General features: G+C 62.7%; 22 protein-coding genes. 3 read left to right on the forward strand and 19 right to left on the reverse strand.

Annotation, left to right across the window (positions count from 1 at the left end):
* The first annotated feature begins 12 nt into the window (after window positions 1–12).
* On the forward strand, window positions 13–516 hold the full coding sequence (locus tag I8J29_RS09980) for a cupin domain-containing protein (protein ID WP_240546032.1): 504 nt from the start codon (window positions 13–15) through the stop codon (window positions 514–516).
* Window positions 517–682: 166 nt separating this feature from the next.
* On the opposite strand, the gene I8J29_RS09985 is transcribed toward I8J29_RS09980, so the two are convergent.
* Window positions 683–955, reverse strand: a complete 273-nt coding sequence (locus tag I8J29_RS09985) for a hypothetical protein (protein ID WP_208847460.1) — start codon at window positions 953–955, stop codon at window positions 683–685.
* A gap of 231 nt (window positions 956–1,186) precedes the next feature.
* Here I8J29_RS09985 and I8J29_RS09990 point away from each other — a divergent pair, with 231 nt between their 5' ends.
* Window positions 1,187–1,591, forward strand: coding sequence for a CBS domain-containing protein (locus I8J29_RS09990; protein ID WP_208847461.1), 405 nt, complete (start codon window positions 1,187–1,189; stop codon window positions 1,589–1,591).
* Window positions 1,592–1,778: 187 nt separating this feature from the next.
* On the opposite strand, the gene I8J29_RS09995 is transcribed toward I8J29_RS09990, so the two are convergent.
* The 4 genes from I8J29_RS09995 to I8J29_RS10010 all read right to left on the reverse strand — a co-directional run bounded on the left by I8J29_RS09995 (window position 1,779) and on the right by I8J29_RS10010 (window position 4,515).
* Window positions 1,779–2,516: an alpha/beta fold hydrolase gene (locus I8J29_RS09995; protein ID WP_208847462.1), complete on the reverse strand. Its 738-nt coding sequence runs from the start codon at window positions 2,514–2,516 to the stop codon at window positions 1,779–1,781.
* Between the two features lie 124 nt (window positions 2,517–2,640).
* The gene (gene csaA / locus I8J29_RS10000) at window positions 2,641–2,970 is read right to left on the reverse strand and encodes a chaperone CsaA (protein WP_208847530.1); all 330 of its coding nucleotides are present in this window, start codon (window positions 2,968–2,970) and stop codon (window positions 2,641–2,643) included.
* Window positions 2,971–2,987: 17 nt separating this feature from the next.
* On the reverse strand, window positions 2,988–3,443 hold the full coding sequence (locus I8J29_RS10005) for a GNAT family N-acetyltransferase (RefSeq protein WP_208847531.1): 456 nt from the start codon (window positions 3,441–3,443) through the stop codon (window positions 2,988–2,990).
* 76 nt (window positions 3,444–3,519) lie between these two features.
* Window positions 3,520–4,515 (reverse strand): AraC family transcriptional regulator, encoded by a 996-nt coding sequence (locus I8J29_RS10010; RefSeq protein ID WP_240546033.1) that lies wholly within the window; start codon window positions 4,513–4,515, stop codon window positions 3,520–3,522.
* Window positions 4,516–4,687: 172 nt separating this feature from the next.
* Between I8J29_RS10010 and I8J29_RS10015 the strand changes: the two genes are divergently transcribed.
* The gene (locus I8J29_RS10015; RefSeq protein ID WP_208847463.1) at window positions 4,688–5,722 is read left to right on the forward strand and encodes an SDR family oxidoreductase; all 1,035 of its coding nucleotides are present in this window, start codon (window positions 4,688–4,690) and stop codon (window positions 5,720–5,722) included.
* A 122-nt stretch (window positions 5,723–5,844) separates the two neighbouring features.
* Here I8J29_RS10015 and I8J29_RS10020 read toward each other — a convergent pair whose 3' ends face one another.
* The 14 genes from I8J29_RS10020 to I8J29_RS10085 form a co-directional block, all read right to left on the reverse strand.
* Entirely contained in the window at window positions 5,845–7,614 is a 1,770-nt protein-coding gene (locus tag I8J29_RS10020) for an ABC transporter substrate-binding protein (RefSeq protein WP_240546034.1), read from the reverse strand.
* A gap of 332 nt (window positions 7,615–7,946) precedes the next feature.
* Window positions 7,947–8,852: a carbohydrate ABC transporter permease gene (locus I8J29_RS10025; RefSeq protein WP_208847464.1), complete on the reverse strand. Its 906-nt coding sequence runs from the start codon at window positions 8,850–8,852 to the stop codon at window positions 7,947–7,949.
* 13 nt (window positions 8,853–8,865) lie between these two features.
* A complete protein-coding gene (locus I8J29_RS10030; protein ID WP_208847465.1) occupies window positions 8,866–9,822 on the reverse strand; it encodes an ABC transporter permease in 957 nt (318 codons plus the stop codon).
* Window positions 9,823–9,936: 114 nt separating this feature from the next.
* Window positions 9,937–11,535 (reverse strand): response regulator transcription factor, encoded by a 1,599-nt coding sequence (locus tag I8J29_RS10035; protein ID WP_208847466.1) that lies wholly within the window; start codon window positions 11,533–11,535, stop codon window positions 9,937–9,939.
* Entirely contained in the window at window positions 11,528–13,285 is a 1,758-nt protein-coding gene (locus tag I8J29_RS10040; protein WP_240546035.1) for a sensor histidine kinase, read from the reverse strand. Before I8J29_RS10040 ends, I8J29_RS10035 begins: the two co-directional genes overlap by 8 nt.
* A 250-nt stretch (window positions 13,286–13,535) precedes the next feature.
* A complete protein-coding gene (locus tag I8J29_RS10045) occupies window positions 13,536–14,204 on the reverse strand; it encodes a GTP pyrophosphokinase (RefSeq protein WP_240546036.1) in 669 nt (222 codons plus the stop codon).
* 47 nt (window positions 14,205–14,251) lie between these two features.
* Window positions 14,252–15,706, reverse strand: a complete 1,455-nt coding sequence (gene cls, locus I8J29_RS10050) for a cardiolipin synthase (protein ID WP_208847467.1) — start codon at window positions 15,704–15,706, stop codon at window positions 14,252–14,254.
* 468 nt (window positions 15,707–16,174) lie between these two features.
* The gene (locus I8J29_RS10055; RefSeq protein ID WP_208847468.1) at window positions 16,175–16,867 is read right to left on the reverse strand and encodes a DNA-binding response regulator; all 693 of its coding nucleotides are present in this window, start codon (window positions 16,865–16,867) and stop codon (window positions 16,175–16,177) included.
* A gap of 367 nt (window positions 16,868–17,234) precedes the next feature.
* The gene (locus I8J29_RS10060; protein WP_208847469.1) at window positions 17,235–17,948 is read right to left on the reverse strand and encodes a FadR/GntR family transcriptional regulator; all 714 of its coding nucleotides are present in this window, start codon (window positions 17,946–17,948) and stop codon (window positions 17,235–17,237) included.
* A gap of 280 nt (window positions 17,949–18,228) precedes the next feature.
* A complete protein-coding gene (locus tag I8J29_RS10065; protein ID WP_208847470.1) occupies window positions 18,229–18,960 on the reverse strand; it encodes a LutC/YkgG family protein in 732 nt (243 codons plus the stop codon).
* Window positions 18,953–20,482, reverse strand: coding sequence for a LutB/LldF family L-lactate oxidation iron-sulfur protein (locus tag I8J29_RS10070; protein ID WP_208847471.1), 1,530 nt, complete (start codon window positions 20,480–20,482; stop codon window positions 18,953–18,955). Before I8J29_RS10070 ends, I8J29_RS10065 begins: the two co-directional genes overlap by 8 nt.
* Window positions 20,479–21,207, reverse strand: a complete 729-nt coding sequence (locus I8J29_RS10075; RefSeq protein ID WP_208847472.1) for a (Fe-S)-binding protein — start codon at window positions 21,205–21,207, stop codon at window positions 20,479–20,481. Before I8J29_RS10075 ends, I8J29_RS10070 begins: the two co-directional genes overlap by 4 nt.
* A 383-nt stretch (window positions 21,208–21,590) precedes the next feature.
* Window positions 21,591–22,484 carry a phosphotransferase enzyme family protein gene (locus I8J29_RS10080; RefSeq protein WP_208847473.1) on the reverse strand — a complete coding sequence of 298 codons (894 nt, stop codon included), beginning with the start codon at window positions 22,482–22,484 and terminating at the stop codon, window positions 21,591–21,593.
* Between the two features lie 261 nt (window positions 22,485–22,745).
* The gene (locus I8J29_RS10085) at window positions 22,746–23,516 is read right to left on the reverse strand and encodes a DeoR/GlpR family DNA-binding transcription regulator (RefSeq protein ID WP_090646648.1); all 771 of its coding nucleotides are present in this window, start codon (window positions 23,514–23,516) and stop codon (window positions 22,746–22,748) included.
* Window positions 23,517–23,576: the final 60 nt, after the last annotated feature.

The raw sequence follows: 23,576 nt of genomic DNA on the forward strand, positions 1-23,576 counted from the left end.
GGAGGAGATCCCTTGAACATCGCGACGTATCTGTTCGAAGATGACGGACGCATGCCCAACAACCCGGACCTGCCGGCGATCCATTACGCCGGCGCTTTCCGGGACGACCCGCTCGGCGCCGAAGCCAAGCTGAACCGGAACAATTGGCGGAATAGCTGGGTGAACGGCGTGTTCGCGTACCATCACTATCACAGCAACGCGCATGAAGCGCTGGCGGTGCTTAAGGGCTCCGCCCGGCTGTTGATCGGCGGGGAGAACGGTCAAACGCTCGAGGTACAAGCGGGGGATGTCCTGGTGCTGCCGGCCGGAACGGGGCATAAGAAACTCGGCTCGTCCGCCGATTTCTCCGTAGCGGGCGCCTACCCGGACGGCATGCGGTATAATACGCGAACCGGCGAGCCCGGCGAACGGCCGCAAGCGCTGGAAGACATTCGGCGCGTCCCGCTGCCGGACCGGGACCCCGTCTTCGGCGAGGAAGGACCGCTGCTGACCTATTGGAGCCGCAAACGCAGCTAAGGGCGGCCTCTCGGCTGCCCTTTGCTTGTTGCCGGATCTGCCGCTGCCGGCTTTGATCAACCTGCGACGCTCGACGCTGGCGGGTTAACGTCGACGAACGCGCATCCAAGGCGCCAGGATGCAAACCGCCAACGCCGCGCTTGCCAGCAGGAGCGATCTCTGCTCCTCATCGGTCCGCCTCCCGCGGCTCCGGCTTCTCGCCGTCCTGAAGCGAACCGACCACGCCGGTCAACAGCCCCATCAACCCGATCGTAACCCCGTAGCCGACCGACTCGTCGAAGGCCAGCACAAGCACGATTCCGAATAGCGTGAACTGAAGGCCCAACAGCTGCACCTGAACCGCGCGCGGGCGGATGAAGTCTAGGTAGATGCCCGCATAAAAAAGCAGCAGCCCGATGACAATGAGAACGGTCAATATCGTCAATCCCAAACTCGCCATAGCCCCTCCTTCGCGTACCTTCCGGACGGTTATCGGCTGTCGTCAGCCATTGGCCCAACCGCGTCTTCCGCTAGTGTAAAATTTTTGAAGCGAAGATGCCAGCCCTGCTTGTCGACTGAACCTCCGTCCCTTAACCGGACGGCCGGACGAGAGACGCGGAACCGTTACCTCTCACTACCACGTGCACCCCGCGGCGAAATATGCTTTAATATACCAAAGGAGCGTGATTACGTGGACATCCAATCCTTCCTCTACCCCAAGAACGAGGTCGCTTACCTCACGACGTCCTCCACCATGAAAGATGCCTTGGATAAACTGGAGGCCTGCCAGTATACGGCCATCCCGATCCTGGACGCGAACGGCCTTTATTTCGGGACGCTGTCCGAGGGCGATCTGCTGTGGAAAATGAAAGCGACGCCCGGTCTCACTTTCGAGACCATGCATGACATCCCGCTCGCCGCCATCAAAAAACGGATGAAAATCGAATGCGTCGCGATCGGCGCCGATTTGGACCATATGCTTACGCTCGCGGCCGATCAGAACTTCGTTCCGGTCGTCGACGACAATCGCGTGTTTCTCGGAATCATTCGCCGGAAGGATATCATCGAATACTACACCCGGAATATTACGGATTAGTCCCGCAGCGCGTCGATGCATGCCGAAGATAAACCTAACCAAAATCACCCCCGAACGGCGGAATTGCCGTCCGGGGGTGATTTTGCGTTACGGTTGGGTTTGCGACGGCACCTTCGGAGAAGAAGGCGTCTCCTGCCCGCAAATGCGGCTTGCCGCCGCGCCTGCGCCGAATTGCTGCCGGCTGACGTTACTCCGCCGAACCCGGCCGCGTCAAAAAATCATGGAGCCGCTCCAGCATCCCGAGCGTAATGACGTGGTCGGCCCGCGGGAATTCCAGCAGCCGGACCTTCTCCGGCAGCTCGCCGTCCCCGCGCAGGGCGTCGGCGAAATACCGCTGGCTGTCGACCGGCACCGTCGTATCGCCTTCGCAGTGCAGCAGCAGGAGCGGCCGCCCGGGCTGGAGCCGAAGCCGCGGGAACGGATCGTCCCGCTCCAGCCGCGCCCGATCCTCCGCGGCCATCCGCCCGATGCCGAGCCGCGCCCGGTAATGCTCCTCGAACCGCACCCACGCGCAGGAGCCGTTGATGACGGCGGCCGAGCGCAGCCGCGGCTGCGCCGCGAAGGCGCCGGCGGCGATGAAGCCGCCCGTGGAATGGCCGACGACCGCCACGGGCGCGTCCGACCGCCGGGCCAGCTCGTCCGCCAGCGCGCCGGCTTCGCCGACGCCCTGCCGGACGATCGGCCAAAAATGCGCCTGCAGCGCCTCGGCGTCGCCATAATCAAGGCTGCCCCGCTCGCCATGCAGCGGCAGCTCCGGCACGGTCACGCGGAAGCCCCAGCCCGCGACGACCGAGGCGAAGAACCGGTAGCTCGCCATCGTCGAACCCCAGCCGTGGTACAGCAGGACTTGTCCCGCGAACGCTTCGCCCGGGGACAGCTCGAGGCAGGGCACGCCGGCCAGCTCGAGCTTCCGTTCTTGTATCATTCGCGCATCTCCTATTCATCGTCGACGGCTTGATCGGCATGGCGCCGTTCGGCCATTCGCATGTTGGCATATTGACGCGGGACAGCGCCGAACCGTTATACCTCGAAACGTAAGCGATGCGCGGCTACGCGACCGGCGTGCCGTTCGGCACCGGCTCGTCCGGACGCAGCAGGACCACGTCGCCCGCCTCCGGCACGCCCCCGAGCACCAGCACGTCGGACACGAAGCCGGCAATCCGCCGCGGCGGAAAATTGACGACCGCCGCGACCTGACGGCCGACCAGCACCCGCGGATCGTAGCGCCGCGCGATCTGCGCCGAGGAGCGCTTCGTGCCGAGCGCGCCGAAATCGATCTCCAGCTTGACGGCCGGCTTGCGCGCTTCGGGAAATGCCTCCGCGCCGACGATCGTCCCGATGCGAATATCGAGCTTCAGGAAATCCTCGATCGCGGCGATGCCCTCCGCTCCGCCGCTCACAGCGCCCTCGTCATGAACGCGCTGTTCGGGTCTTCTTCATAATCCGCGAACGGCGCGCAGTAGTCGAATCCGAAGCGCTCGTACAGCTTCCGCGCCGGCTCGAATGACGCCATGGAGCCGGTTTCCAGGCTCAGCCGCGTAAAGCCGCGCCGCTTCGCTTCGGCGACGATATGCCTTAGGATGCCCCGCGCGACACCTTTGCGCAAATGCGCGGTCGCCGTCCGCATCGATTTCAGCTCGCCGTGCCCGCCGCCCAGGTCCTTCAGCGCGCCGCAGCCGAGCAGCTCTTTCCCGTCCCACGCGCTCCAGAAGGTGATCTCGGGCCGTCGCAGCCCTTCCAGGTCGAGCGCGTGCATGCTCTCCGGCGGCGATTGGGCCGACATGCTGCGCAGATGCTCGTTCAGCAGCTCGGCCACCTCCGGGCCGGTCAAATCGTCGATGATGATTTCCATTTTCATCTCCATGTCCATCTCCATGTCCATACCCCGTTCCATTCCGTTTCGTGGTGGTTGCGCGCGCCATGCGCCGTCAATTCCCGCGCGAAGCCGACAGCAGCTCGGCAAGCGCGTTCGCGGCCGAGCCGGCCTGCAGCGCCTTGATGTCCTGCAGCGGCGGCCGGCCGAAGAGCCTCCGGTATTCCCGGGTGAACTGCGACAGGCTCTCGTACCCGACCTCGGCCGCGGCATTCGTGGCGTCCGCCGTCCCGCCGAGCATAAGCCGCCTCGCTTCCTGAAGCCGCAGCTGCTTCTGGTACCGCAGCGGCCCCATGCCGGTAACGGCCTTGAATTTATGATGCAATCCCGAGGCGCTCATATTGAACGACTTGGCCAGTTCCTCCACCGCAAAGGGACGCGTGAAATGCGTCTTGATCCAGGCAATGACCGGACCGATGCCCTCCTGCCGGTCGAACAACGCGCGTTGGATGAACAGATGGCCGTCGTCGCCCGTCAGCAAATGATACATCATCTCCCGCTTCAGGAGCGACGCGAGGAACCGGGCTTCCGCCTCCGGCTTCTCGAGATGCAGCCGGAGCAGCCGCGCGAACAGCCGCAGCAGCGCGGCATCCGCCCGGCCGACAAACGCGCCCATGCCCGCCCCGGCGTCCCGCGGCTTGACTTGAATGCCGGCTTCCGCCATCACGGCGGCGATTTCGTCCGTGGTAAAGTCCATCCGCAGACCGATATACGGCGAATCCGGCGTGGCCCCGTCCACCTGCGCGAACCCCGGCAGATCGACCAGCGACGCGAGGAAGCTGCCCGGTCCGGCGTTCATGACGGCTTGTCCGGCCTGGAGCTTCTTGGCCCCTTGCAGGACCAGGCAAAACGCCGGCGCCATGACGACGGGAATCGGCGGCATCGATCCGCTGTACCGCGAGATCGACAGATACGGAATGCGGGTGGCGATGCGCCGGTCTTCCGTCGTAATCCGTTCGGCGAGCGCGATAAGCTCGCCGCGCAGTTCGCCGAGCCCGTCCGGGCCGGTCTCGAATTCCCTTGGCCTCGATTCGGCCGGTTCGCGTTCCAAGCGCGCCCCTCCCTTCTTGCTGTCCGCTACGGCTTACGTTACACCCGATTGCAGCAATAGGCAAGTTTCCGGCAGGAACGGTCAAGCGTCCGGGACGGCGGCTGCGCGATAATGGCGGCAGGGCATCGGAACGTACGATGCGCTTGAAAATCAACGATCCGGAGGGATTCCCATGACATCCATACAACCTGCCCAAACCGTGCTCGTCACCGGCGGAACGGGCTTCGTCGCGGGCTGGTGCATCGCCGGGCTGCTGAAACGCGGCTACGCGGTGCGCGCCACCTTGCGCAGCCCGGCCAAAGCGGATGCGGTCCGGCAAGCCGTCGCCGAGCAAGCCGACCCCGGCGGCCGGCTCTCGTTCGTCGCCGCGGATCTGACCGCGGACGCGGGGTGGGACGAGGCGGCCGTGGGCTGCGACTACGTGCTGCACGTCGCCTCGCCGCTCGGCTACGACCATCCCAAAGACCCGGGCGCGCTGATCGTGCCCGCCCGCGACGGTACGCTCCGCGTGCTGCGGGCCGCGGTCAAAGCCGGTGTCCGCCGCGTCGTCATGACCTCGTCGTGCGCCGCCGTCACGCCGTCCGTCTACCGTCGGGGCGACGTCGTCGACGAGACGCTCTGGTCCGATCCGAACGACCCGAAGCTCGATCCGTACCGCAAATCCAAAACGATCGCCGAGCAGGCGGCTTGGCGTTACATGCGCGAGCACGGCGGCGCCACGACGCTGGCGACGGTTCTGCCCGGCGCGGTCTTCGGTCCCTTGCTCGGCGCGGACGGCCAGGGCTCCGTGCAGGTCATCAACCGGCTGCTGCAGGGGAAGGTGCCGGCCGCTCCGCGCCTCGGCTTCGAAATCGTCGACGTGCGGGACCTTGCCGACCTGCACCTTCGGGCGATGACGGCGGACGCGGCGGCCGGCGAACGGTTCATCGCCGTCGGCGAATTTCAGTGGATGGCCGATGTCGCGCGCGAGCTCCGCGAAGGACTCGGCCAAGCAGCCCGCGGCGTGCCGACGCGCACGATGCCGGACGCGCTCGTCCGGTTCCTCGCCGTGTTCGACCCTTCGCTCCGCGCGCTGACGCCGATGCTCGGCCGCAAGTACCAGCGCACGTCGGCGAAAGCCCGGCGAGTGCTGGGCTGGCAGCCGCGGCCGGCGCGCGAGACCGTGCTCGACTGCGCCAAGAGCCTGATCGCGAACGGCCTCGTCTAACCGCCGCACGCATCGCGCACAACCGACGGCGCTTGCGCGCAGCCGCCGATGGCGCTCGGCCGCGGCTCGCAAGTCCCCCTAGCACGCCAAAGAGCCCGGACGGCTGTCCGGGCTCGATTGCTTTATTTCGCGTCCGCGCTCCACAATTCCACGCGGTCCTTCACGTATTTCTCGTAGCCGTCCTCCATCTTCTCGACGCCGGCTTTCTTGAGCTCTTCCATGTACGCGTCCCACACCTTGTCGAAGTCGGCCGGCTTCGCCAGGATCGCTTCCGGGATCCGCTTCCACGTAATGTCGCGCATCTTCAGGCCGAGAATCGTCACTTCGTCCTCGCCCGGGATGGAGATGTTCCACGCCGCGCCGTACGACTTGACCTTGAACTCGTCTTCTTTCGGGAAGAGATCCTTCCAGGTCGTCGCCTTATAGGCCGCCAGCGTTTCCTTCTCCACGTCGCTGTAGCCGTTCACGAGCTGCTCGGGGAAGTTCTTCGTGTAGTAATTGCCGCTCGGATCCTTCGCGCCGTCGCCGTAGTGCGCCATGATGTTCCAATAGAAGCCGATGCCGGATTCCTTCGTGAACGCCGTGTTATCGTTGTTGATGCGGTCCTGCACTTCCTTCGGCACGACGCGCTTGCCGTTCTCCATCACGTAGTGCTTGCCTTCGATGCCCCAGTTGTTGAGGATTTGGCCTTCGTCGGACGCGAGGAAGTCGAGGAACTTGATCGCTCGGACCGGGTCCTTGCACGTGCTCGAGATCGCGATGCCGTAGCCGCCCATGAAGCCCGTCGGCCAGAACGACGTATCCTTGTAATCCTTTGTCAGCGTCACCGGATAGTGGCCGTACGTCTCGTCGAATTTGCCGGCCGTCTTCAATGCCTGCTGCGCGTCGTTGTAATCCCAGTCTTGGTCGATCAGGCCCAGCACGCGGCCCGTGGCGACTTTCGCCTTGTACTGGTCGTATTTCTGAACGAAGCTTTCTTTATCCAAGAGGCCGATGTCGTTCATATGGTTCAGCCAGCGGAAATATTCCTTCTCTTCCGGACGGCGGAAGTGGTACGTCACTTCGTTCGTCTCCTGGTCGATGTAGTATTCGCCGTCATCCGAGCCGCCCGTCGTCAGGAACGCCGGGTTCGTCACGGAAATGTACATGTGCCAGTCGTCGGCGTTCAGGGAGAGGCCGATGTTCTTGTTGCCGTTCTCGTCGGTCGGGTGCTTCTTCAGATAGTCTTGAATGACCTTCTCGTAATCCTGCACCGTGCGGATCTCCGGATAGCCGGCTTCCTTCACGACGCGGTGCTGCAGCTCGAAGCCGCCGCCGGCCACGAAGCGCTGCTCGTCCGCCGCCGCCCAGGTCGGAATCGCGTAGATTGCCTGGTCGTCGTTCGTATACTTCGCGCGCACCATGTAATCGCCGAGCACCTTCTTGATATTCGGGGCGTATTTGTCGATCAGGTCCGTCAGATCGAGCACGGCGCCGGCATCGACCAGCTTGCCGATATCGCCCTTCGCCGCGATCAGGTCGGGATATTCGCCGCTCGTCGCGATCAGCGCCACCTTCTGCGTCGGATCGCCGACCGCGAATTCCGCGTCCAGCGTCACGCCGGTGCGCTTCGTGATTTCCTTGGACACGTCGTCCTGCATGTTGTTCCAGTTCGGGTTCGGGTCTTCGCTGAAGTAGGAGAACGTGATCGGCGACAAATCCTCGGCCGCGTCCTTGCCGTCGTTCGCATTCGCATTCGCGTTCGTGCTCGTATTCGCATTGCCGTTCGCCGGGGCGTTGCCGTTGTCCGCGGCGTTGTTGCCGGCATTATTGCCGCCGCAGGCCGCCAGCATGCCGCTCAGCAGGACGACGGAAAGCACCGTCGTGGCCTTCTTCGAAATCCCTCGTTGCATATTGCAAACCCTCCCAATTTGAATATCGGTTTGTTTGTATTGTATAAACAGGAATCCTGTCGATACCGATGCGGTGTGCCTTATGTTTCAGAAACTCGCAATCGTTTGCGCAAGCTTTCCGTGCCGCAGGGCTTCAATAGTCGAAGCCCTGCCTTGGGCGTTAGAGCCCGGTAAACATTTGCCCGGAGAGGCGGCATGGAGCCGGAAAAGCGTCAGCGTTCGCCTTTGTAGCCGGAAATCAACCTCTAATCATTTATTCGATCAAGATTTCCGGACTACAACAGCGATTGGAGACCCATGCCGCCCGCAGGGCGAATGTTTACTTTCCGGGCTCAGCTTTTAACGGCGCCCAGCGTCATGCCCTTCACGAAATACCGCTGCAGGAACGGATACACCACGAGGATCGGCACCGTCACGATGATCGTGATCGCCATCTTCACCGACTCCGGCGAGATTTGCGCCATGACCTCCGTCATGTTGCGGCCGCGGAAGCTGTCGGCGTTCGTCGTGGTGCTCTGGATGACCTTCATGAGCTCGTATTGCAGCGTCGTCAGGTTGTCCTTCGACCCGTTGTACAAGTACGTGTCGAACCAGGCGTTCCACTGCCCGACCGCCAGGAAGAGCGCGATCGTGGCCAGCGCCGGCTTCGTCAGCGGCAGGATGACCCGCCAGTAGATCGTGAAGTCGTTGGCGCCGTCGAGCTTGGCGGATTCCTGCAGCGCGTACGGGATGCCGTCGATGAAGGAGCGGATGACGAACACGTTGAACGCGCTTACGAGTCCGGGCAGGATGTACACCGCGAAGGTGCCCATCATGTGCAGGTCCTTGATCAGGATGTACGTCGGAATCAAGCCGCCGGAGACGTACATCGTCAGCGCGAGGAACGTCGAGACGAAGCGCCGTCCCTGGAAGTCGACCCGGCTGAGCGTGAAGGCCAGCATCGAGGCGCTGATCAGGCCGAGCACCGTGCCGATGACGGTGCGCAGCGTCGAGATTTTGAGGCCCGTGATGAGGCCGGAGAACGCGAAAATCGTTTCGTAATTCTTGAACGTGAATTCACGCGGGAAGATCGTGATGCCGCCGCGTACGCTGTCCGTGGAGTCGTTCAGCGAAATCGCGAGCACGTTCAGGAACGGATACAGCGTGACGATGGTGACGAGCGTGATGACGATGTAGACGACGAGATCGAAGACGCGGTCGGACCAGGGCGTGCCGCGCGAGAAGATGCCTGCTTTCATGCCCTACCCTCCCTTAAATGATGCTTTCCTTCGTGATTTTCTTGAAGATGCCGTTGGCCGCGAACAACAGGATGACGCTGACGACGGAGTTGAAAATGTTGATCGCCGTACCGAACGAATACCTTCCCGTGCCAAGCCCGTAGTTAAGCGCGTACAGGTCGAGCGTCTGCGAATAGTCGCGCACCAGGTTGTTGCCGAGCAGGAACTGCTTCTCGAAGCCGATGCTGATGAGATGGCCGATCGAGATGATGACCAGCACGATAATCGTGGAACGGATGCCCGGCAGCGTAATGTGCCATGCCTGCTGCAGCCGGCTGGCGCCGTCGACGCGCGCCGCTTCGTACAGCTCCGGCCCGATGCCGGCGATCGCCGCCAGGTAGATGATCGTGTTCCAGCCGGTTTCTTTCCAAACGTCGGACGCGGTAACGATGCTCCAGAACAGATTGCCTTTGCCCGAGAATTGGATCGGCTCGCTGATCAGATGCAGCCCGACGAGCAGGTCGTTGACCGCGCCGTTGTCCGTCGACAGCATCTTCGTGACGATGCCCGCCGCGACGACCCAGGACACGAAGTGCGGCAAGTACGAGACCGTCTGCACGAACCGCTTCAGGAAGCCGACCCGCACCTCGTTCAGCAGAATCGCGAACACGATCGGAATGATGAAGCCGGCGATCAGTCCCATGACGCTCATCGCGAGCGTGTTGCGCAGCGCCTGGAAGAATTGATCGTCGTGGAACAGTTCCTTGAAGTACTGCAGCCCGACCCACTTCTGGTCCAGGAACGAGCTCTTCGGCTTGAACTTCTGGAACGCCATCGTCCAGCCCCATAGCGGCAAGTAGTTGAACACGAGCACCCAGAGCACGAACGGAATCGACATCATGTACAAGTATTTCTGTTGGAAGAACGTGTGCCAGAATCGGGATTTCGGCCGCGCCGCCGCTTGCGGCTTCAGCGTTGTAACGGCTTTCATAGGGCGATACCTCCTTGCGTATGCCTTCATGATAGCGGAAATGAAGCGCTTCCAATACCTCTACAATTGGGGGTAAAATCATGCGAAAATTGCATCATCCGATCGTGCCATGCGCTATTTTTTCCGGTAGGCGGACGGCGAGACGCCGACGTATTTGCGGAATTTGCCGTGGAAATAGTCGACGTTCGCGTAGCCGACCTTCTCCGCCACCTGGTAGATTTTCAGCCCTTGGTCCAGCAGCTCCTTGGCTTTCCCGATCCGCACCTTGTCGAGGTAGGTGTTGAAATACTCGCCCGTCTCGCTCTTGAACAGCTTGCCGAGGTACGCGCTGTTGTAATTGAATACCTCCGCCAGCGTCTCCAGCTTGAGGTTCTCGTCGTAGCTCCGGTGGATCAGATCGATCATCCGCTTGATCTGCTTGTCGCCGCTGCAGGAGGCCCCGCCCGTCGCCAGTTTCGGCAGCGTCTCGGTCAGGTCGCGTTCCAGCTCGCCGTAGCGGACGTGGCGGTAGATCGCCTTCATGCACGCGGACAGCCGCGCGTTGTCGAGCTTCCGGACGTCGCCGCCGTGGGACAGCTTGCCGGCCGCGGCCGCGACGAGATCCGCGAACGCCGTCTTGACCGCCTCCTCCGAACGCCCGGCGGCGATGAGCCGGCGTCCCAGCCCTTCGACGAGCTGCGCGACCGCGGCGGCGTTGCCGACGTCGATGGCGAGGAACAGCTTGTCCGCGAGCGCGGGAAGGCCGGCCGCGGGGTCCGCTTCGCTGCCGTCCGCGGCGCCGCCCTCCGCCGCGCCGCCGATCGCCGGACCGATGCCGGCTTCCGCCGGATGGAGCGGCGCCGTCGAAGCCGCGATCAGCTCGCCGCCGGCGTAGAAGAACGCCCGGTCGAGCAGCCCCGCCGCTTCCGCGTAGGACCGGCGCACGTCCGCGAGCGACGCGACCGGCGAGCCGGCCGCCGCGGCGATCTGCGCGCACGGCTCCGCGACCAGCCCGGCGATGTCGGCGTAGACGCGCCGCCGCGCCGCTTCCGACGCCAGATCGGCCGGCAGCAGCAGGACGATCGCCGCCTCCATCGTCACGGCGACGCCCTTGTCCTTGTCGTCGTACGCCCGCAGGAACCGGTCGCGAATGGCGGCGAACCGCTCCGGATTCGGCTCCATCCCCTGCAGCTTGACCGCCGCGATGCTATAGCGCTCCCAGCGCAGGCCGAGCGCCTCGAGCTCCTCCGGCTCGGGCAAGCGTTCCTGCCCCGCTTCGCCCCGGGCGAGCAAGGCGTGCAGCAGCTTCTGGCGGTTCCATGCCCGGCGCGCGCCGCTCTCCTCCCGCTCCTTCCGCCTCCGGTCCAGCTCGCCGCGCAGGCGGACCAGCTGCTCCGCCAGCTCGTCCTCGTCGACCGGCTTCAGCAGGTAGCCGTCGATGTTCAGTCCGATCGCCTTCTTGGCGTAATCGAAATCCGCGTATCCGCTCAGGATGAGCACGCGCACCGCGCTGTCCGTTTTGCGGACGGCTTCCACGAGCTCGAGCCCGCTCATGCCCGGCATGCGGATGTCCACGATGAGCAGATCGGGGCGATGCCGCTCGATTTTGCGCAAGGCGTCGCCCCCGTTCGCGGCCGTGTCGACCACCCGGTAGCCGAGCGCCTCCCAGTCGATCAAGGTGCGCAATCCTTCGCGGATCGTCGGTTCGTCGTCGGTAATCAGCACGTTATACATCGTCCTTCGCCTCCATCGGTATCGAAAAGTGTACGCTCGTTCCCACGCCCGCCTCGCTCCGGATCCGCAGTCCGCAATCCTGGCCGTACATGAGCTTCAGCCGCATATGCACGTTGCGAAGCCCGATCCGGTTGCCTTCGCGCTCCTCGCTCTCGTCGAGCGAGCGGTTCAGCTCCTCCAGCTTCTCCCGGGACATGCCCTCCCCGTCGTCCGCGACTTCAATCTCGATCCGGCCGCCGCCGGCCGCCGCGGCGATGCGCACGCAGCCCCCCGCTTCGCGGTTTTCCAAGCCGTGGATGACCGCGTTTTCGACGAGCGGCTGCACGATCAGGGGCAGGATCGGCACGTCCTGGACGTCCGAATCGATCCGCAGCTCGTACCGCAGCCGGTCCTCGTAGCGGAATTTCTGAATGTCGAGGTAGCAGCGCACGAGGTCGATCTCATGGCGCAGCAGGACGGTGCGGCTGCCGGCCTCGAGGTTTTTCCGCATCATTTTGCCGAGCAGCCGGACGACGTTCGAGATGTCGCGCTCGCCCTTCAGATGCGCCTTCATGCGGATCGATTCCAGCGCGTTGAAGAGGAAATGCGGGTTGATCTGGCTCGCCATCATCTTGAACTTGATTTCGTTCTGCCGCGACTGCAGCTCGACCTTCTGCCGGTTGGAATCCTGCAGCTCGACGATAAGGCCGTTGATGCTGGCGACCATGCCGTTGAATTGGCGCGACAGCTGCCCGATCTCGTCCTTGCCGTCGATCTCGAGCGCCACGTCCAGATTGCCGGTTCCGACCTTCGCGATGTATTTGCTAAGGCGCATCATCCGCTTGGAGAGCATGGCGGAGAAGCCGTAGACGAGCATGATCGCCACCGCCAGGCTGACGAGGATGACGGTCAGGGCCAGCCGGATGATCCGGTTCGGCTCCTTCATGATGTCGTCGTAGGAGAAGACCGAGATGATCCGCAGGTCGTTCAGGCTCGATTCCGGCACGAGCGGCTCGATCTGGATTTGCGACGACTTGCCGTCGACCAGCGCTTTGAAGCTGCCGCTCTTGGCCGCGATCACCTTCGGATCGTAGCTGATGCTCGCGAGCGTGCTGCCGATGCGTCCCGGCCGGTTCGCCGCCACGATCCGGTCGTTCCCGTCCACGATCATCGTCTCGAACGGCTCCTGGCTCAGGATGCCGTTCAGCTTGTCCGAGCTGACGTTGATGACGAGGACGCCGCTCGTATGCTGCGTCAGGAAATCGATTTTGCGCACGAGGCTGAGGTAATAACGGTTGTCCCGCTCGTCCTTCATGTAGTACCAGGCGGTAAGGCCGCTGCTCGTCAGCGCCCGCCGGTACCAGTCGGAATCGATGGTCGCCTTCGTCGGCTGCAGAAACTCCCAGTTGTTCAGCAGCGTCCGGTTGTTCACGTACAGCCGAATGTTGGAGATGTCCTTGTAGAGGCGGATGTAATCCTTGATGTCCGGGTATTCCTTGTACGCCTTGACGACCTCGTAGACGGACTCGTAGTGCCGGTTGGCCAGCGTCTCCAGCCGGCTGTCGTTGGACATGCGGTACGAGATGTCGTACGACACGTTGATGACCTCGCCGGTGCGTTTCTTGACCCGATCGACGTTGTTCGCCGTCTGCTCGAGCGCGTTGTCGAGCGCCATGTTCTGCAACTCGCCCGTCAGGAAAGCGCCGACGATCAGAACCGGCACGAACGCCGCGAAAATAAACGAGAGCACCAGCTTCGTGCGAAGCTTCATATCATTGATGCCGCGGATCATGATGTGGATCAGGCGAATACCCCTTTCTGGAGGAGAAAATCGAATTTCTGGCGGAGAGAATCGAAAATTTGTCTGAAAGCGTTTTCAAAATAAAGCAAAACAAAAATGGTCATTGTTCATTGTAAACAAATGACCATTTCGCCGCCACAGGGAAATTTTTCCCTTTTTTCATGTCATAATTAGTGATTTTTCCGCGGAGAGCTGTGCTTTTCCCTGCCGCCCGCGGCGTTCAGGTGGTGCTTGGCAGCATCGGCAGCTGCAATTTGACCGTCTCCGCGCCGTCGCTGAACTTCTGTACCTCTTCCTTCAGCAGCAGCATGCGGCGGTCGAGCATGCCGATCATGTCCGCCGTCGCCTTCAGCTGCTCGCGGATCGTCGCCGGCATGTCGTCGTGGAATTGGTAGTAGATTTTATGCTCGAGGCTGGCCCAGAAATCCATCGCGATCGTCCGCAGCTGAATTTCCACGTTCACGTGCTCGGTCCGGTCCGACAGGAAGATCGGAATCCGGATGATCAGATGCAGGCTCTGGTAGCCGTTCGGCTTCGGATACTTGATGTAATCCTTCACTTCGACGACCTCGACGTCGCCCTGGCTGCGGATCATGTCGTACACCCGGTACACGTCCGTCGTGAACGAACAGATGACGCGGACGCCGGCGATGTCGCGGATATGCTTCGCGGCGTTCTCCTTCGACACCTCGAGCCCTTTGCGCTGCAGCTTCTCGACGATGCCCTCGGGCGACTTGATGCGCGTCTTGACGTGCTCGATCGGGTTGTAGTTTTGAATGAATTGCAGTTCCTCGTTCAGGATCGTCAGCTTGGTGCTGACTTCGTCCAGCGCGAATTTATAGCTCATGAGCATTTTCGCCCATTCCATGACCATTTGTTTGTCCATCATCGTTTATTTCACTCCTGATGCTTAGTCGTACAGAGAGTCGCGGTTCGTCACAAGATCGGAGACAGCAGCCGCACGCACGATTCCCGGAACCGCTCCAGCCGCGAACGCCGCTGATACTGCTCGTACGTCAGCTCCGTGCAATCCAGCATGTCTTCCTCGAAAATCCGCTTCAGCTCCATGGCCGTCTTCGTGTCGTACAGGATGGCGTTGATTTCGAAATTCAGCTTGAAGCTGCGGATGTCCACGTTCGCCGTTCCGACCGAGGCGACGGTGCCGTCGACGACGAGCGCCTTCGCGTGAAGAAACCCTTTCTCGTACAGGTAGCACTTCATGCCTTCCTCGAGCAATTCGCCTAAATAGGAGAAGGTTGCCCAATACACCATTTTATGATCCGGTCTGCTCGGCAGCATGATCCGCACGTCGATGCCCGACAGCACGGCCAGCTTGAGCGCGTTCAGCAGGCTTTCGTCGGGGATGAAATACGGCGTCTGCATGTAAATCGACTGCTTGGCGGAATGAATCATCTTGATGTAGGCGTTCTTGATCTGCTCGAGCGTCTGGTCCGGCCCGCTGGAGACGATCTGAATGCCCGTCGTTCCGGTGTTCGCCGCCGGCGGGAACAAGCCCAGCACCTCGCGGCTGAACGCCGTGTGGCTGGCCAGGTTCCAGTCCATCATGTAATGGGCCTGCATCTGGAGCACGGCGTAGCCGGTAATGCGGAGATGCGTGTCGCGCCAGAAGCCGAAGCGCTTGTTCAAGCCCATGTACTCGTCGCCGACGTTGAAGCCGCCGATGTAGCCGATCTGGCCGTCGATGATGACGAGCTTCCGGTGGTTGCGGTAATTCACGCGGATGTTCAAGTACGGGATCTTGGACGGGAAGAAGTACGCCACTTCCCCGCCGGCCTTGACCAATTCGCCGAAAAACTCCCGCTTCAGCAGCGAGCTGCCGATGTCGTCCACGAGGAAGCGCACCTTGACGCCCTGCTTCGCTTTCTCGGTCAGCGCGTCGACGAGCCGTCTGCCGAGCCCGTCGTTGTGGACGATGTAGTACATCAGGTGAATATGGTGCGTCGCCCGCTCGATATCCGCGAACAGCGCGTCGAACTTGTCGGGGCCGTTCGTGAAAATATCAACGTGGTTGTTCTGCGTGTACAGCGCGAACCCGCTCGTCAAATTCATGCAAATCAGGTCCGAATAACGCTCCGCCGCATCATCATTAAACACAATCCGATGATCGCGAAACTCCCGCCGCTGCTGCTCGATCAAGGCGTTCATCGTTTCCCTCGTCCGCCTGTTCAGCTTGTACAGCTTCTTCTTGCTGAGATTCTGCCCGAAGACCAGGTACACCACGAAGCCGACGGCCGGCAGGAACAGCAGCACCATCAGCCACGCCCAGGTGACCCCGACGTTCCGCCGCTCCAGGAACATGACCGCGATCGCCAGCGGAATATTGATAACGGTAATTATGGTTACGAAGTTGGATAAGAAAAAATCGGTCATGACGTCGGTTCCCCTCGGCTCGGCGTTGCGGTAGTTCGCTTGTCCAGTATAACCCATCAGGGGGGTCGGAGGAAAATCGGGCGGAGGTCGGGGCGGATGAATGAAGGCTACCTCACCGCCTTCTTATGCTGAAACTTTTCATTCGCGCCGGTATGAGGCTATCCCATTATCCTCTTATGGTAAAACCGCCCGCTCCCTCGCCTATGTAGGTTACCTCTTCACCTTCTCGCGCCAATACCGACCGATTCAGGCAACTTGTAGGTGACTCAGTCACCTTCTTGTACGAAAACCGCGCTTGCTGATCGCCATGTAGGTGTCTCCATCACCTTCTGCTGTCAAAACCGCCCTCTCCCTCGCCTATGTAGGTTATCTCTTCACCTTCTCGCGCCAATACCGCTGACTCCGCTTGTATGCAGGCGTCTCCTTTACCTTTACTACTAACAATGCCTGTCCATCCCTACCCGTGAATCAATGCGCACGATGCCCATCGAAGTAGAACGTATATTTCATCGTTCTCCCTGCCTTGGAGAGCCAAGGTTTCACGATTTGCTTTGCCGCAAGCGACTGCAGATTATTTGCCGCCGTATGTCTATCGATGCCTAACAGCGCGGCAGCCTGGCTCGGCGTCGTTTCGCCCCTCTGCTCCTGCATCAGATTAAACAGCGCTCTCTCGTATACGTTTAAGGGATGCGGATTGCCTTGCAGAACACCGCCCCACTTAGCCAAAGCAAGCAGCAGCGTTTGTTGGCAGCGCACCGGCTTCTCTTGAATGTCGTCGAACGCGAAGCGTAGCAACCGCCAGCCGCTAATCAAGAGATGATTTTGTCGTACGAGGTCATCCGCAAATTTCCAACGGCTGACATCGCGCCAATGAGAGCCGTAACCATCGATTTCGATCGCCATTCGAAACGGTTGCGGCGGCAAATACGCGTAATCGACGAATCGCGTTCCACCCTTTAAATCGATGATTTCATATTCCGGATGCAAATCATTCAAGTTCCCGACCGCGGGCCACCACGCGTGCTCGAGAAACATTTTCTCGGCGTTCTCCCTCGAACTCAATCGTCTCTTCCGCTCTTCCGCAGCACTGCGATAGGCTTCCTCCAACATGGAAGCATAGGCTTTCTCGAATTGATAATTTTCTGCAACGCGTCTGTTCATGCGAACGACCTCCGGTCAAAAAAATAAGCTGCCCGCCCGGTTTCGCGCCGGGTTGGCAGCCTGTGCTTCAGGACTGTATTCGTATGGATAAGCGTACCAAACGCAAAGGCGGATTGGCAACCGGCTGGGCTAACTCAGTGAAACCATCAATCCACTTCAACGGTAGAAAACTCGTCCGTTTCATTAGCGCCGGGGAACCATTCCATCAACGTCAGCGTGGTCGGAGACGGAATGCCCCAACAATGGAACCGAACTGCCGCATTATGCATCAGCCTCGCCTTGCCTTGGCTAATTAACCGTTGAAGCGCAATTCTATGTTTTGCTAAGCTCTGTGCGTACGTAAGCCAATCCCAACCCGCCCCGCCCCTCACAGCACGCGCATTAAATCATCCACCACGTGCGCCAGGTGCGCTTTCATGCGCTCGCCGGACTGCGCCGCGTCGCGGGCGGAGACGGCGTCGAAGATGGCGAGATGCTCGCGGTACAGCCGTTCGGCCACGGACCGGTTGGCGTAAATCTCCACGCGCCGAATGTCGCGGATGACCGTCTCGAGCTGGCCGACGATCGACTCGAACAGCCGCAGCATAATGGAGTTGCGCGTCGCCTTCGCCAGCGTCAGATGAAACAGCAGGTCGGTGCGCTCGCCCTCGAGGTCGTCGCCGATCGCCGCCTCCATCTCCTTCATAAGCCCTCTCAGCACCGCGAGGTCGTCCTCCGTCGCCTTCTCCGCCGCGATCGAGGCGTTCGCTACCTCCAACGCATGCCGCGCCTCGAGCAGCTCCAGCAGCGTTTCGCGATTCATGCGCAGCGCCTGCAGCTCGGGCAGCTCCACCTGCGCCGGCGCCGGGGCGGCGCTGATCACGCGGCAGCCGCCGCCTTGGCGAATCTCGATGTAGCCCATCGCCTTCAACGCGCTCAGCGCCTCGCGCGTCGTGGACCGTCCGACGCCGAACTGCTCCGACATCTCCTTCGTCGAAGGCAGCTTGTCGCCGACCTTCCATTTGCCGTCCAGGATCAGCCGCTTCAGCTGCTCGGCAATCTCCTCGTAATGGTTGCGTTTAGACAAACGGGTGATTTCCACGCCGAAGCTCCTCTCCTTCCCGACCGCGCGCCCGTCTCCGGAGCGAACGACAAGCGCGCGGCTGCCTTATCGTGCAAATGGTATCATCTACCGGTACGCGAAAGCAATGCCGGCGGCGGCGGCGGCGGCGGGCGAGACGGAAACGGGAACGCCCGGCATCGGCGGATCCTCCGCGGCGGCGCGGCGTGCCCCGAACTCCGCAACCGAGCGACCGCCAAGCAAGCCGGCGCGACGCTCCTCAGTCGTCCCGCCCAATCGCCCCGCTCGTCCGCGGCCTCCCCTACCCGACGATCAGCGCGTACACGACGCCCGGACCGTGCACGCCGATCGTCAGGTCGTTCTCGATGTCCGCCGAGCGGCTCGGGCCGGAGATGAAATGAATGCCGGCGGGCAGGTTCTCCCGGCCCGCGCGGTCGAAGTTCACGAGTATTTCGCCGAGCCGCGTGTGCAGCCGTTCGACCGGAATGATCGCCATGAGCACCGTCGGGAGCAGGCTGACGGAGCGGCCCTTGTCCTTCGCGGACAGCACCGTGATCGAGCCGGTGTACGCCGCCGCGTAATCCGCGACGACGACGCCGAAGTCCGCTTCCGCCGCGCGCGCCTTCCACTGCTCCTCCGGATCGCTGTTCCAGACGGAGAACGAAGCGCCCGGCATCGCGTCTTCCAGCCCGAGCGCGTTCAGCTCCGGCTGGTTTTGGCGGATGACGTACTTCGCGCCCATCTCCGCCGCCTTGCCGGCGATGAACGCGCGCGCGTCCTCCATCGTCGCGAGCCGCTCCGTATGGCCGCCGGCCGCCTTGAAGTTCGCGCGGAACCGCTCGATCCGCTCCTCGAGCGGCCAGTCGAAGCCGTTCCAAAAGTCCGGCGCGCCGCGGAACGGATGCGCCGGCGGCTCCGTCGCGCGCGGCCGCCGCAGCTTGGCGGAAATGCCGTCGATGAAGCCGCTTTGCTTCGCCCGCGACCGCGCGTCCAGCTCGGCCAGCCACGCCTGGTGTTCGTCCGTTTTAGCCATGATGCCCCTGACCTCCTTTGCCAGCCTTCCGTTCCTGCACGATCCGTTCCATGCGGCTCTTCATCGCCGGGTCCATCTCCTGCAGGCCGTGGCGGATTTCTTCCTCCATCGTCTTCCACTGCTGGCGGAACGACCGCTTCGCCAGGCTCGGCGCGACCCGGTACGCGTTCCAGCCCTTCAGCGGGCCGGCTTTCAGCCGGATCCCGCCGCCCTTCACGACGAGGCGCTGGCCGAGCTGCCCGAGCTTCACCGCCGCGCCGTAGCGCTTCGCGTTCGAGACGACGGCGGCGAAGCCTTTCATCCCGAGCGCCTCGAGCTTGTCGCCCCGGCCGGCCTCGAGCTTGCGGCGGCGCAGGTAGATCAGCATCTCGTGCAGCGGAATCTTCACCGGGCACGCCTCGTAGCAGGCGCCGCACAAGCTCGACGCGTTCGCGATATCGTCCCACTCCGCGACGTTCTTCTGCAGCGCCGGGGTCAGCACCGCGCCGATCGGGCCGCTGTACGTGCCGCCGTAGGCATGGCCGCCGATGTGCCGGTACACCGGGCAGGCGTTCAGGCAAGCGCCGCACCGGATGCAGTTGAGCAGCTCCTGGAATTCGGGATCGCCGAGCTGCAGCGAACGGCCGTTGTCGACGATGATGATGTGCATGTCTTCCGGTCCGTCGGCGTCTTCTTCGCGGCGCGGACCGGTAATGCCGGACATGTAGACCGTCAGCTTCTGTCCGGTGGCCGAACGCGGCAGCAGCGTCGCCATCACTTCGAGGTCCGACCAGGACGGGATGATGCGCTCCATCCCCATAAGGGTAATCTGCGTCTTCGGCACCGTCGACACCATCCGGGCGTTGCCTTCGTTCTCGAACAGCACCATGGAGCCCGTCTCGGCGATCGCGAAATTGCAGCCGGTCATGCCGATGTCCGCTTCGAGGAACTTCTCCCGCAGCTTGCGGCGCACGAAGCCGGCCAGCACCTGCGTGTCCGGGGCCAGCGTCTCGCCCGCGTCGGCCGACAGCAGCTCCGCGATTTGATAGCGGTTCTTGTGAATCGCCGGGATGATGATATGCGACGGCGTCTCGCCCGCCAACTGGATGATGTACTCGCCGAGATCCGTCTCGATCGCCTCGACGCCGATGCCCTCCAGCGCGTGGTTGAGATGCAGCTCCTCGGTCACCATCGACTTCGATTTCACGACCGTCTTCGCTTCCGCGTGCTTCGCGATATCGAGCGAGATGCGGACCGCTTCGGCCGCCGTCTCGGCGAAATGCACGTGCACGCCGTTCGCCCGCGCGTTGTCCGCGAACAAGTTCAGGTAATAATCGAGATGCGCGATCGTATGCAGCCGGATCTGCCGGCCGCGCTCGCGCCATTCGTCCCAGTTGCCGTGCTCGGCCGCCGCGTTCTGCTTGCCGTTCCGCAGCCGCTCCGTCGTGAATTTGACCGCTTTCCGCAGAAACTCGTTGTTCAGCGCCAGCCCCGCGCGTTCCTTGACGGTCGCGCCGCCCGCTTGCGTTCCCGTGCCGCTCATGCGCCCTTCACCCCTTCGTACAGCAATTCGGCCAGATGCATGACGCGCACCGGCTTGTCGCGAAACCGCAAATTGCCCGCGATGTTCATGAGGCACGCCATGTCGAGCCCGACGAGCACCTCGGCTTCCGTCTCCAGCACGTGGTCGGTCTTCTCCGACACCATCGCGCCCGAAATATCGGACATCTTGATCGCGAACGTGCCCCCGAAGCCGCAGCAATCGTTCGCGAACGGCAGCGGCACGAGTTCGAGCCCGTTCACCCGCTCCATCAGGAGCAGCGGCTCTTCCTTCACGCCGAGCAGGCGGCTGCCGTGGCAGGACGGATGGTACGTGACCTTGTGCGGAAAACGCGCCCCGACGTCCGTGACGCCGAGCACCTGCACGAGAAACTGCGTGAATTCGTAGGACTTCTCCTGCAGCTTAAGCGCTTTCTCCAGCATGACGGGATCATGCTCGAACAGCTTCGGATAATGATGGATCATGCCCGTGCAGGAGCCCGAAGGAGAAATGACGAAATCGGCGTCCTCGAACGCGGCGATGATCGTCTGCGCGGCCTCGCGCGCTTCCTTCCAGTAGCCGCTGTTGAACGCCGGCTGCCCGCAGCACGTCTGCACGGACGGGAATTCGAGCGTGACGCCGTAGTTGGCCAGCAGCCGCACCATGGCCTCCCCGACGCGCGGGTACAGCGCATCGCTCAAGCACGTAATGAATAAAGACACTTTCACCTGGGCCGACACCTCGTTTCGATGGTCTATGACGATCATTTTATCAGGTTATCAGACAACTTGACAATAGAAAATGCGGTCCGCCGGCGCCTCTTTTTTGCCTTCCTCGCGGCCGCATCGTCGTTGAAACCCGTCCGTGCCTTAAACTCCGCGCGGTTGCCTCGGCTGCGAGCGGGCAGCCCGCGACTCCGAAGCAGGCCGGCTTAAGAAAAGTACGGCCAGGCCGGTGCGCCGGTAGCGCCGCACCGGCCGCGCCGCACCGCTCCGGTCGCCGCGCCGGTAGTGCCGCACCGGCCGCGCCGCACCGCTCCGGTCGCCGCTCCTGCTCCCCCGCGCCGTTCGCCGGCGCCGTCCCGGCCGTACCGCTCTCCGCCCGGCCGCCCTTAAGGATGCGCCGCCGCATCCCGCCCCATTAAAGGCGAACGCACCAGCAATTTCTTGATGATCCAGCCGTCGTCCCACGTGCCTTCCGCCAGATGCCGGCAGGCCAGCTCGACGAGTCCCGCCCACCACATCGGCGTGAGCAGCTCCCATTCTTCGGGCTCGAGCGGGGATACCTCGTCGTACCCGTACACGACCTCGTCGTACCTCCCGCGCCACGTTAAGGCGAAATCGCCGATCCGATGATCCCGATGCGCAAGCTCGAAATCCAAAATCCCCGTCAGCTTGCCGTCTTGAAAACGCAAATTCCACGGCGTGAAGTCGCCGTGAACGACGATGCCCGGGCGATCCTGAAGCTGCAGCCCGGCCGTGCGCTCGCGCGCTCGCGCGAGATGCCAGCGCAGCATCCGGACCTCCTCCGGGCGGCTGCGCTCCCCCTCGGCCAGCACGCGGTCCAGCGTCTCGTCGCCGAGAATCTCCTCGCATCGCCGCCAGCCGCCGCGCTGCCCGATGCCGTCAAGCGTAGCGAGATCGGCGTGAAAGCGGGCCAGGAGCCGGCCCCGCGCCCGCCGGTCCGAATCGCCGGCATCCTCCGCCGGCGGATTGCCGGGCAGGAAGGGATGCAGGCTCCACATCGCTCCTTGCGCCTCGAACGGTCCTTCGACGATCGGCGCGACCGGCCAGCCGAGCGCGGCGACCCGCCTCAGCAAGCGCGCTTCATAGTCGATATCCTCCCGCGAAGTGCCGGGTGCCCAGCGGCGAAGCACCAGCCGTTCGTGTTGCGCAGCAACCAGCCAATGCAAATTCAGCCGCCCGCCCAGCGGCACGGCCGACCGGACGCCCAAGCGCTCCAGCACCTCTTGGCCGGGCAAAGCCGTTTCAGACGCTTGATCCATCGACTTGCTCCTCTCGCCTATAGCTTCCGGATTTAGTAAGTTCCCCTGCTAAAGCTATGTTCGACTCCCAGGCCGATAATCCTGCCGCCGCCGGGCGAGCGCGTCCGGCCGTTTCGCCGAACGGCGCGCGGCGTCAACGCAAAAACAGCCGATCGCGAGGATCGGCTGCCGCGGTTGCTGGCGCATGGACGTCGTGCCGCGGACGGTTCGCCGTTTGCTTTCGCTGCGAGCTGCGTCTCCCGCACCTCGGCTACCGGGCGCTCACACGGTGCGAACCGCGATCGACCGCTCCGCCAGCGCGGCGAGCGTCTCCGGGGAGACGCGCTTGTCCGTGACGATCGCGTCCACGTCGCCGAGCTCCGCGACCTGCGTGAACGCCTGCACGCCGAACTTGCTGGCATCGGCGAGCAGGACGACTTCGTCGGCCATGCCGAGCATTTTTTGCTTGATGCGCGCCTGCAGCTCGTTGGCTTCGCTGATCCCGCGCTCCAGATGCACGCCCTTGCAGGAGAAAAACGCCTTGTCGACGTGATAGGCGTCGAGCGAACGCTCCGCCAGCGGGCCGACGTAGGAGAGTGAGCGCTGCGCCAGCAGACCGCCCGTCGAGATGACCTCGATGCGCTCCTTGCCGCTCAGCTCCACCGCGACCTTGATGGAATTGGTGAGCACCGTGAGCGGCATGTCCGGCAAGTACGACGCCAAGTACCAAGCGGTCGAGCTGGCGTCCAGCAGAATCCGGTCGTTCGGACGGACCAGCTTTACCGCCTCTTCGGCGATGCGCCGCTTCTCCTCCGCGTGCGCGATCTCGCGCTCCGCGTACGGGATTTCCGGCTGCTGCTGCTGAGGCAGGTCCTTCACGCTGACCGCGCCGCCATGAGAACGGCGAAGCCGGCCGGCCTGCTCCAGCCGGTCCAGGTCGCGGCGGATCGTCTCCTCCGTCACCTGGCACAGCTCGCTCAGCTCCGTCACCCGGATGCTGCCCCGCTCGTTCACCAGCCCAACGATTTTCTCATAGCGTTCCGCAACCAGCATCGTGTATCTCTCCCGCAACTAACGAAATAGTAGTGTGTTCAAACGCATCCCATGGCGCCC

Source organism: Paenibacillus artemisiicola (genome assembly GCF_017652985.1).
GTDB lineage: Bacteria > Bacillota > Bacilli > Paenibacillales > Paenibacillaceae > Paenibacillus_Z > Paenibacillus_Z artemisiicola.

Bases quoted from the DNA above. Each gene is read 5' to 3' on its own strand.
- I8J29_RS09985 (WP_208847460.1), bottom strand. From the start codon at position 955: ATGGCGAGTTTGGGATTGACGATATTGACCGTTCTCATTGTCATCGGG.
- I8J29_RS09995 (WP_208847462.1), bottom strand. From the start codon at position 2,516: ATGATACAAGAACGGAAGCTCGAGCTGGCCGGCGTGCCCTGCCTCGAG.
- I8J29_RS10005 (WP_208847531.1), bottom strand. From the start codon at position 3,443: ATGGAAATCATCATCGACGATTTGACCGGCCCGGAGGTGGCCGAGCTG.
- I8J29_RS10015 (WP_208847463.1), top strand. From the start codon at position 4,688: ATGACATCCATACAACCTGCCCAAACCGTGCTCGTCACCGGCGGAACG.
- I8J29_RS10020 (WP_240546034.1), bottom strand. From the start codon at position 7,614: ATGCAACGAGGGATTTCGAAGAAGGCCACGACGGTGCTTTCCGTCGTC.
- I8J29_RS10025 (WP_208847464.1), bottom strand. From the start codon at position 8,852: ATGAAAGCAGGCATCTTCTCGCGCGGCACGCCCTGGTCCGACCGCGTC.
- I8J29_RS10030 (WP_208847465.1), bottom strand. From the start codon at position 9,822: ATGAAAGCCGTTACAACGCTGAAGCCGCAAGCGGCGGCGCGGCCGAAA.
- I8J29_RS10035 (WP_208847466.1), bottom strand. From the start codon at position 11,535: ATGTATAACGTGCTGATTACCGACGACGAACCGACGATCCGCGAAGGA.
- I8J29_RS10040 (WP_240546035.1), bottom strand. From the start codon at position 13,285: ATGAAGCTTCGCACGAAGCTGGTGCTCTCGTTTATTTTCGCGGCGTTC.
- I8J29_RS10045 (WP_240546036.1), bottom strand. From the start codon at position 14,204: ATGATGGACAAACAAATGGTCATGGAATGGGCGAAAATGCTCATGAGC.
- cls (WP_208847467.1), bottom strand. From the start codon at position 15,706: ATGACCGATTTTTTCTTATCCAACTTCGTAACCATAATTACCGTTATC.
- I8J29_RS10055 (WP_208847468.1), bottom strand. From the start codon at position 16,867: ATGAACAGACGCGTTGCAGAAAATTATCAATTCGAGAAAGCCTATGCT.
- I8J29_RS10065 (WP_208847470.1), bottom strand. From the start codon at position 18,960: ATGGCTAAAACGGACGAACACCAGGCGTGGCTGGCCGAGCTGGACGCG.
- I8J29_RS10070 (WP_208847471.1), bottom strand. From the start codon at position 20,482: ATGAGCGGCACGGGAACGCAAGCGGGCGGCGCGACCGTCAAGGAACGC.
- I8J29_RS10080 (WP_208847473.1), bottom strand. From the start codon at position 22,484: ATGGATCAAGCGTCTGAAACGGCTTTGCCCGGCCAAGAGGTGCTGGAG.
- I8J29_RS10085 (WP_090646648.1), bottom strand. From the start codon at position 23,516: ATGCTGGTTGCGGAACGCTATGAGAAAATCGTTGGGCTGGTGAACGAG.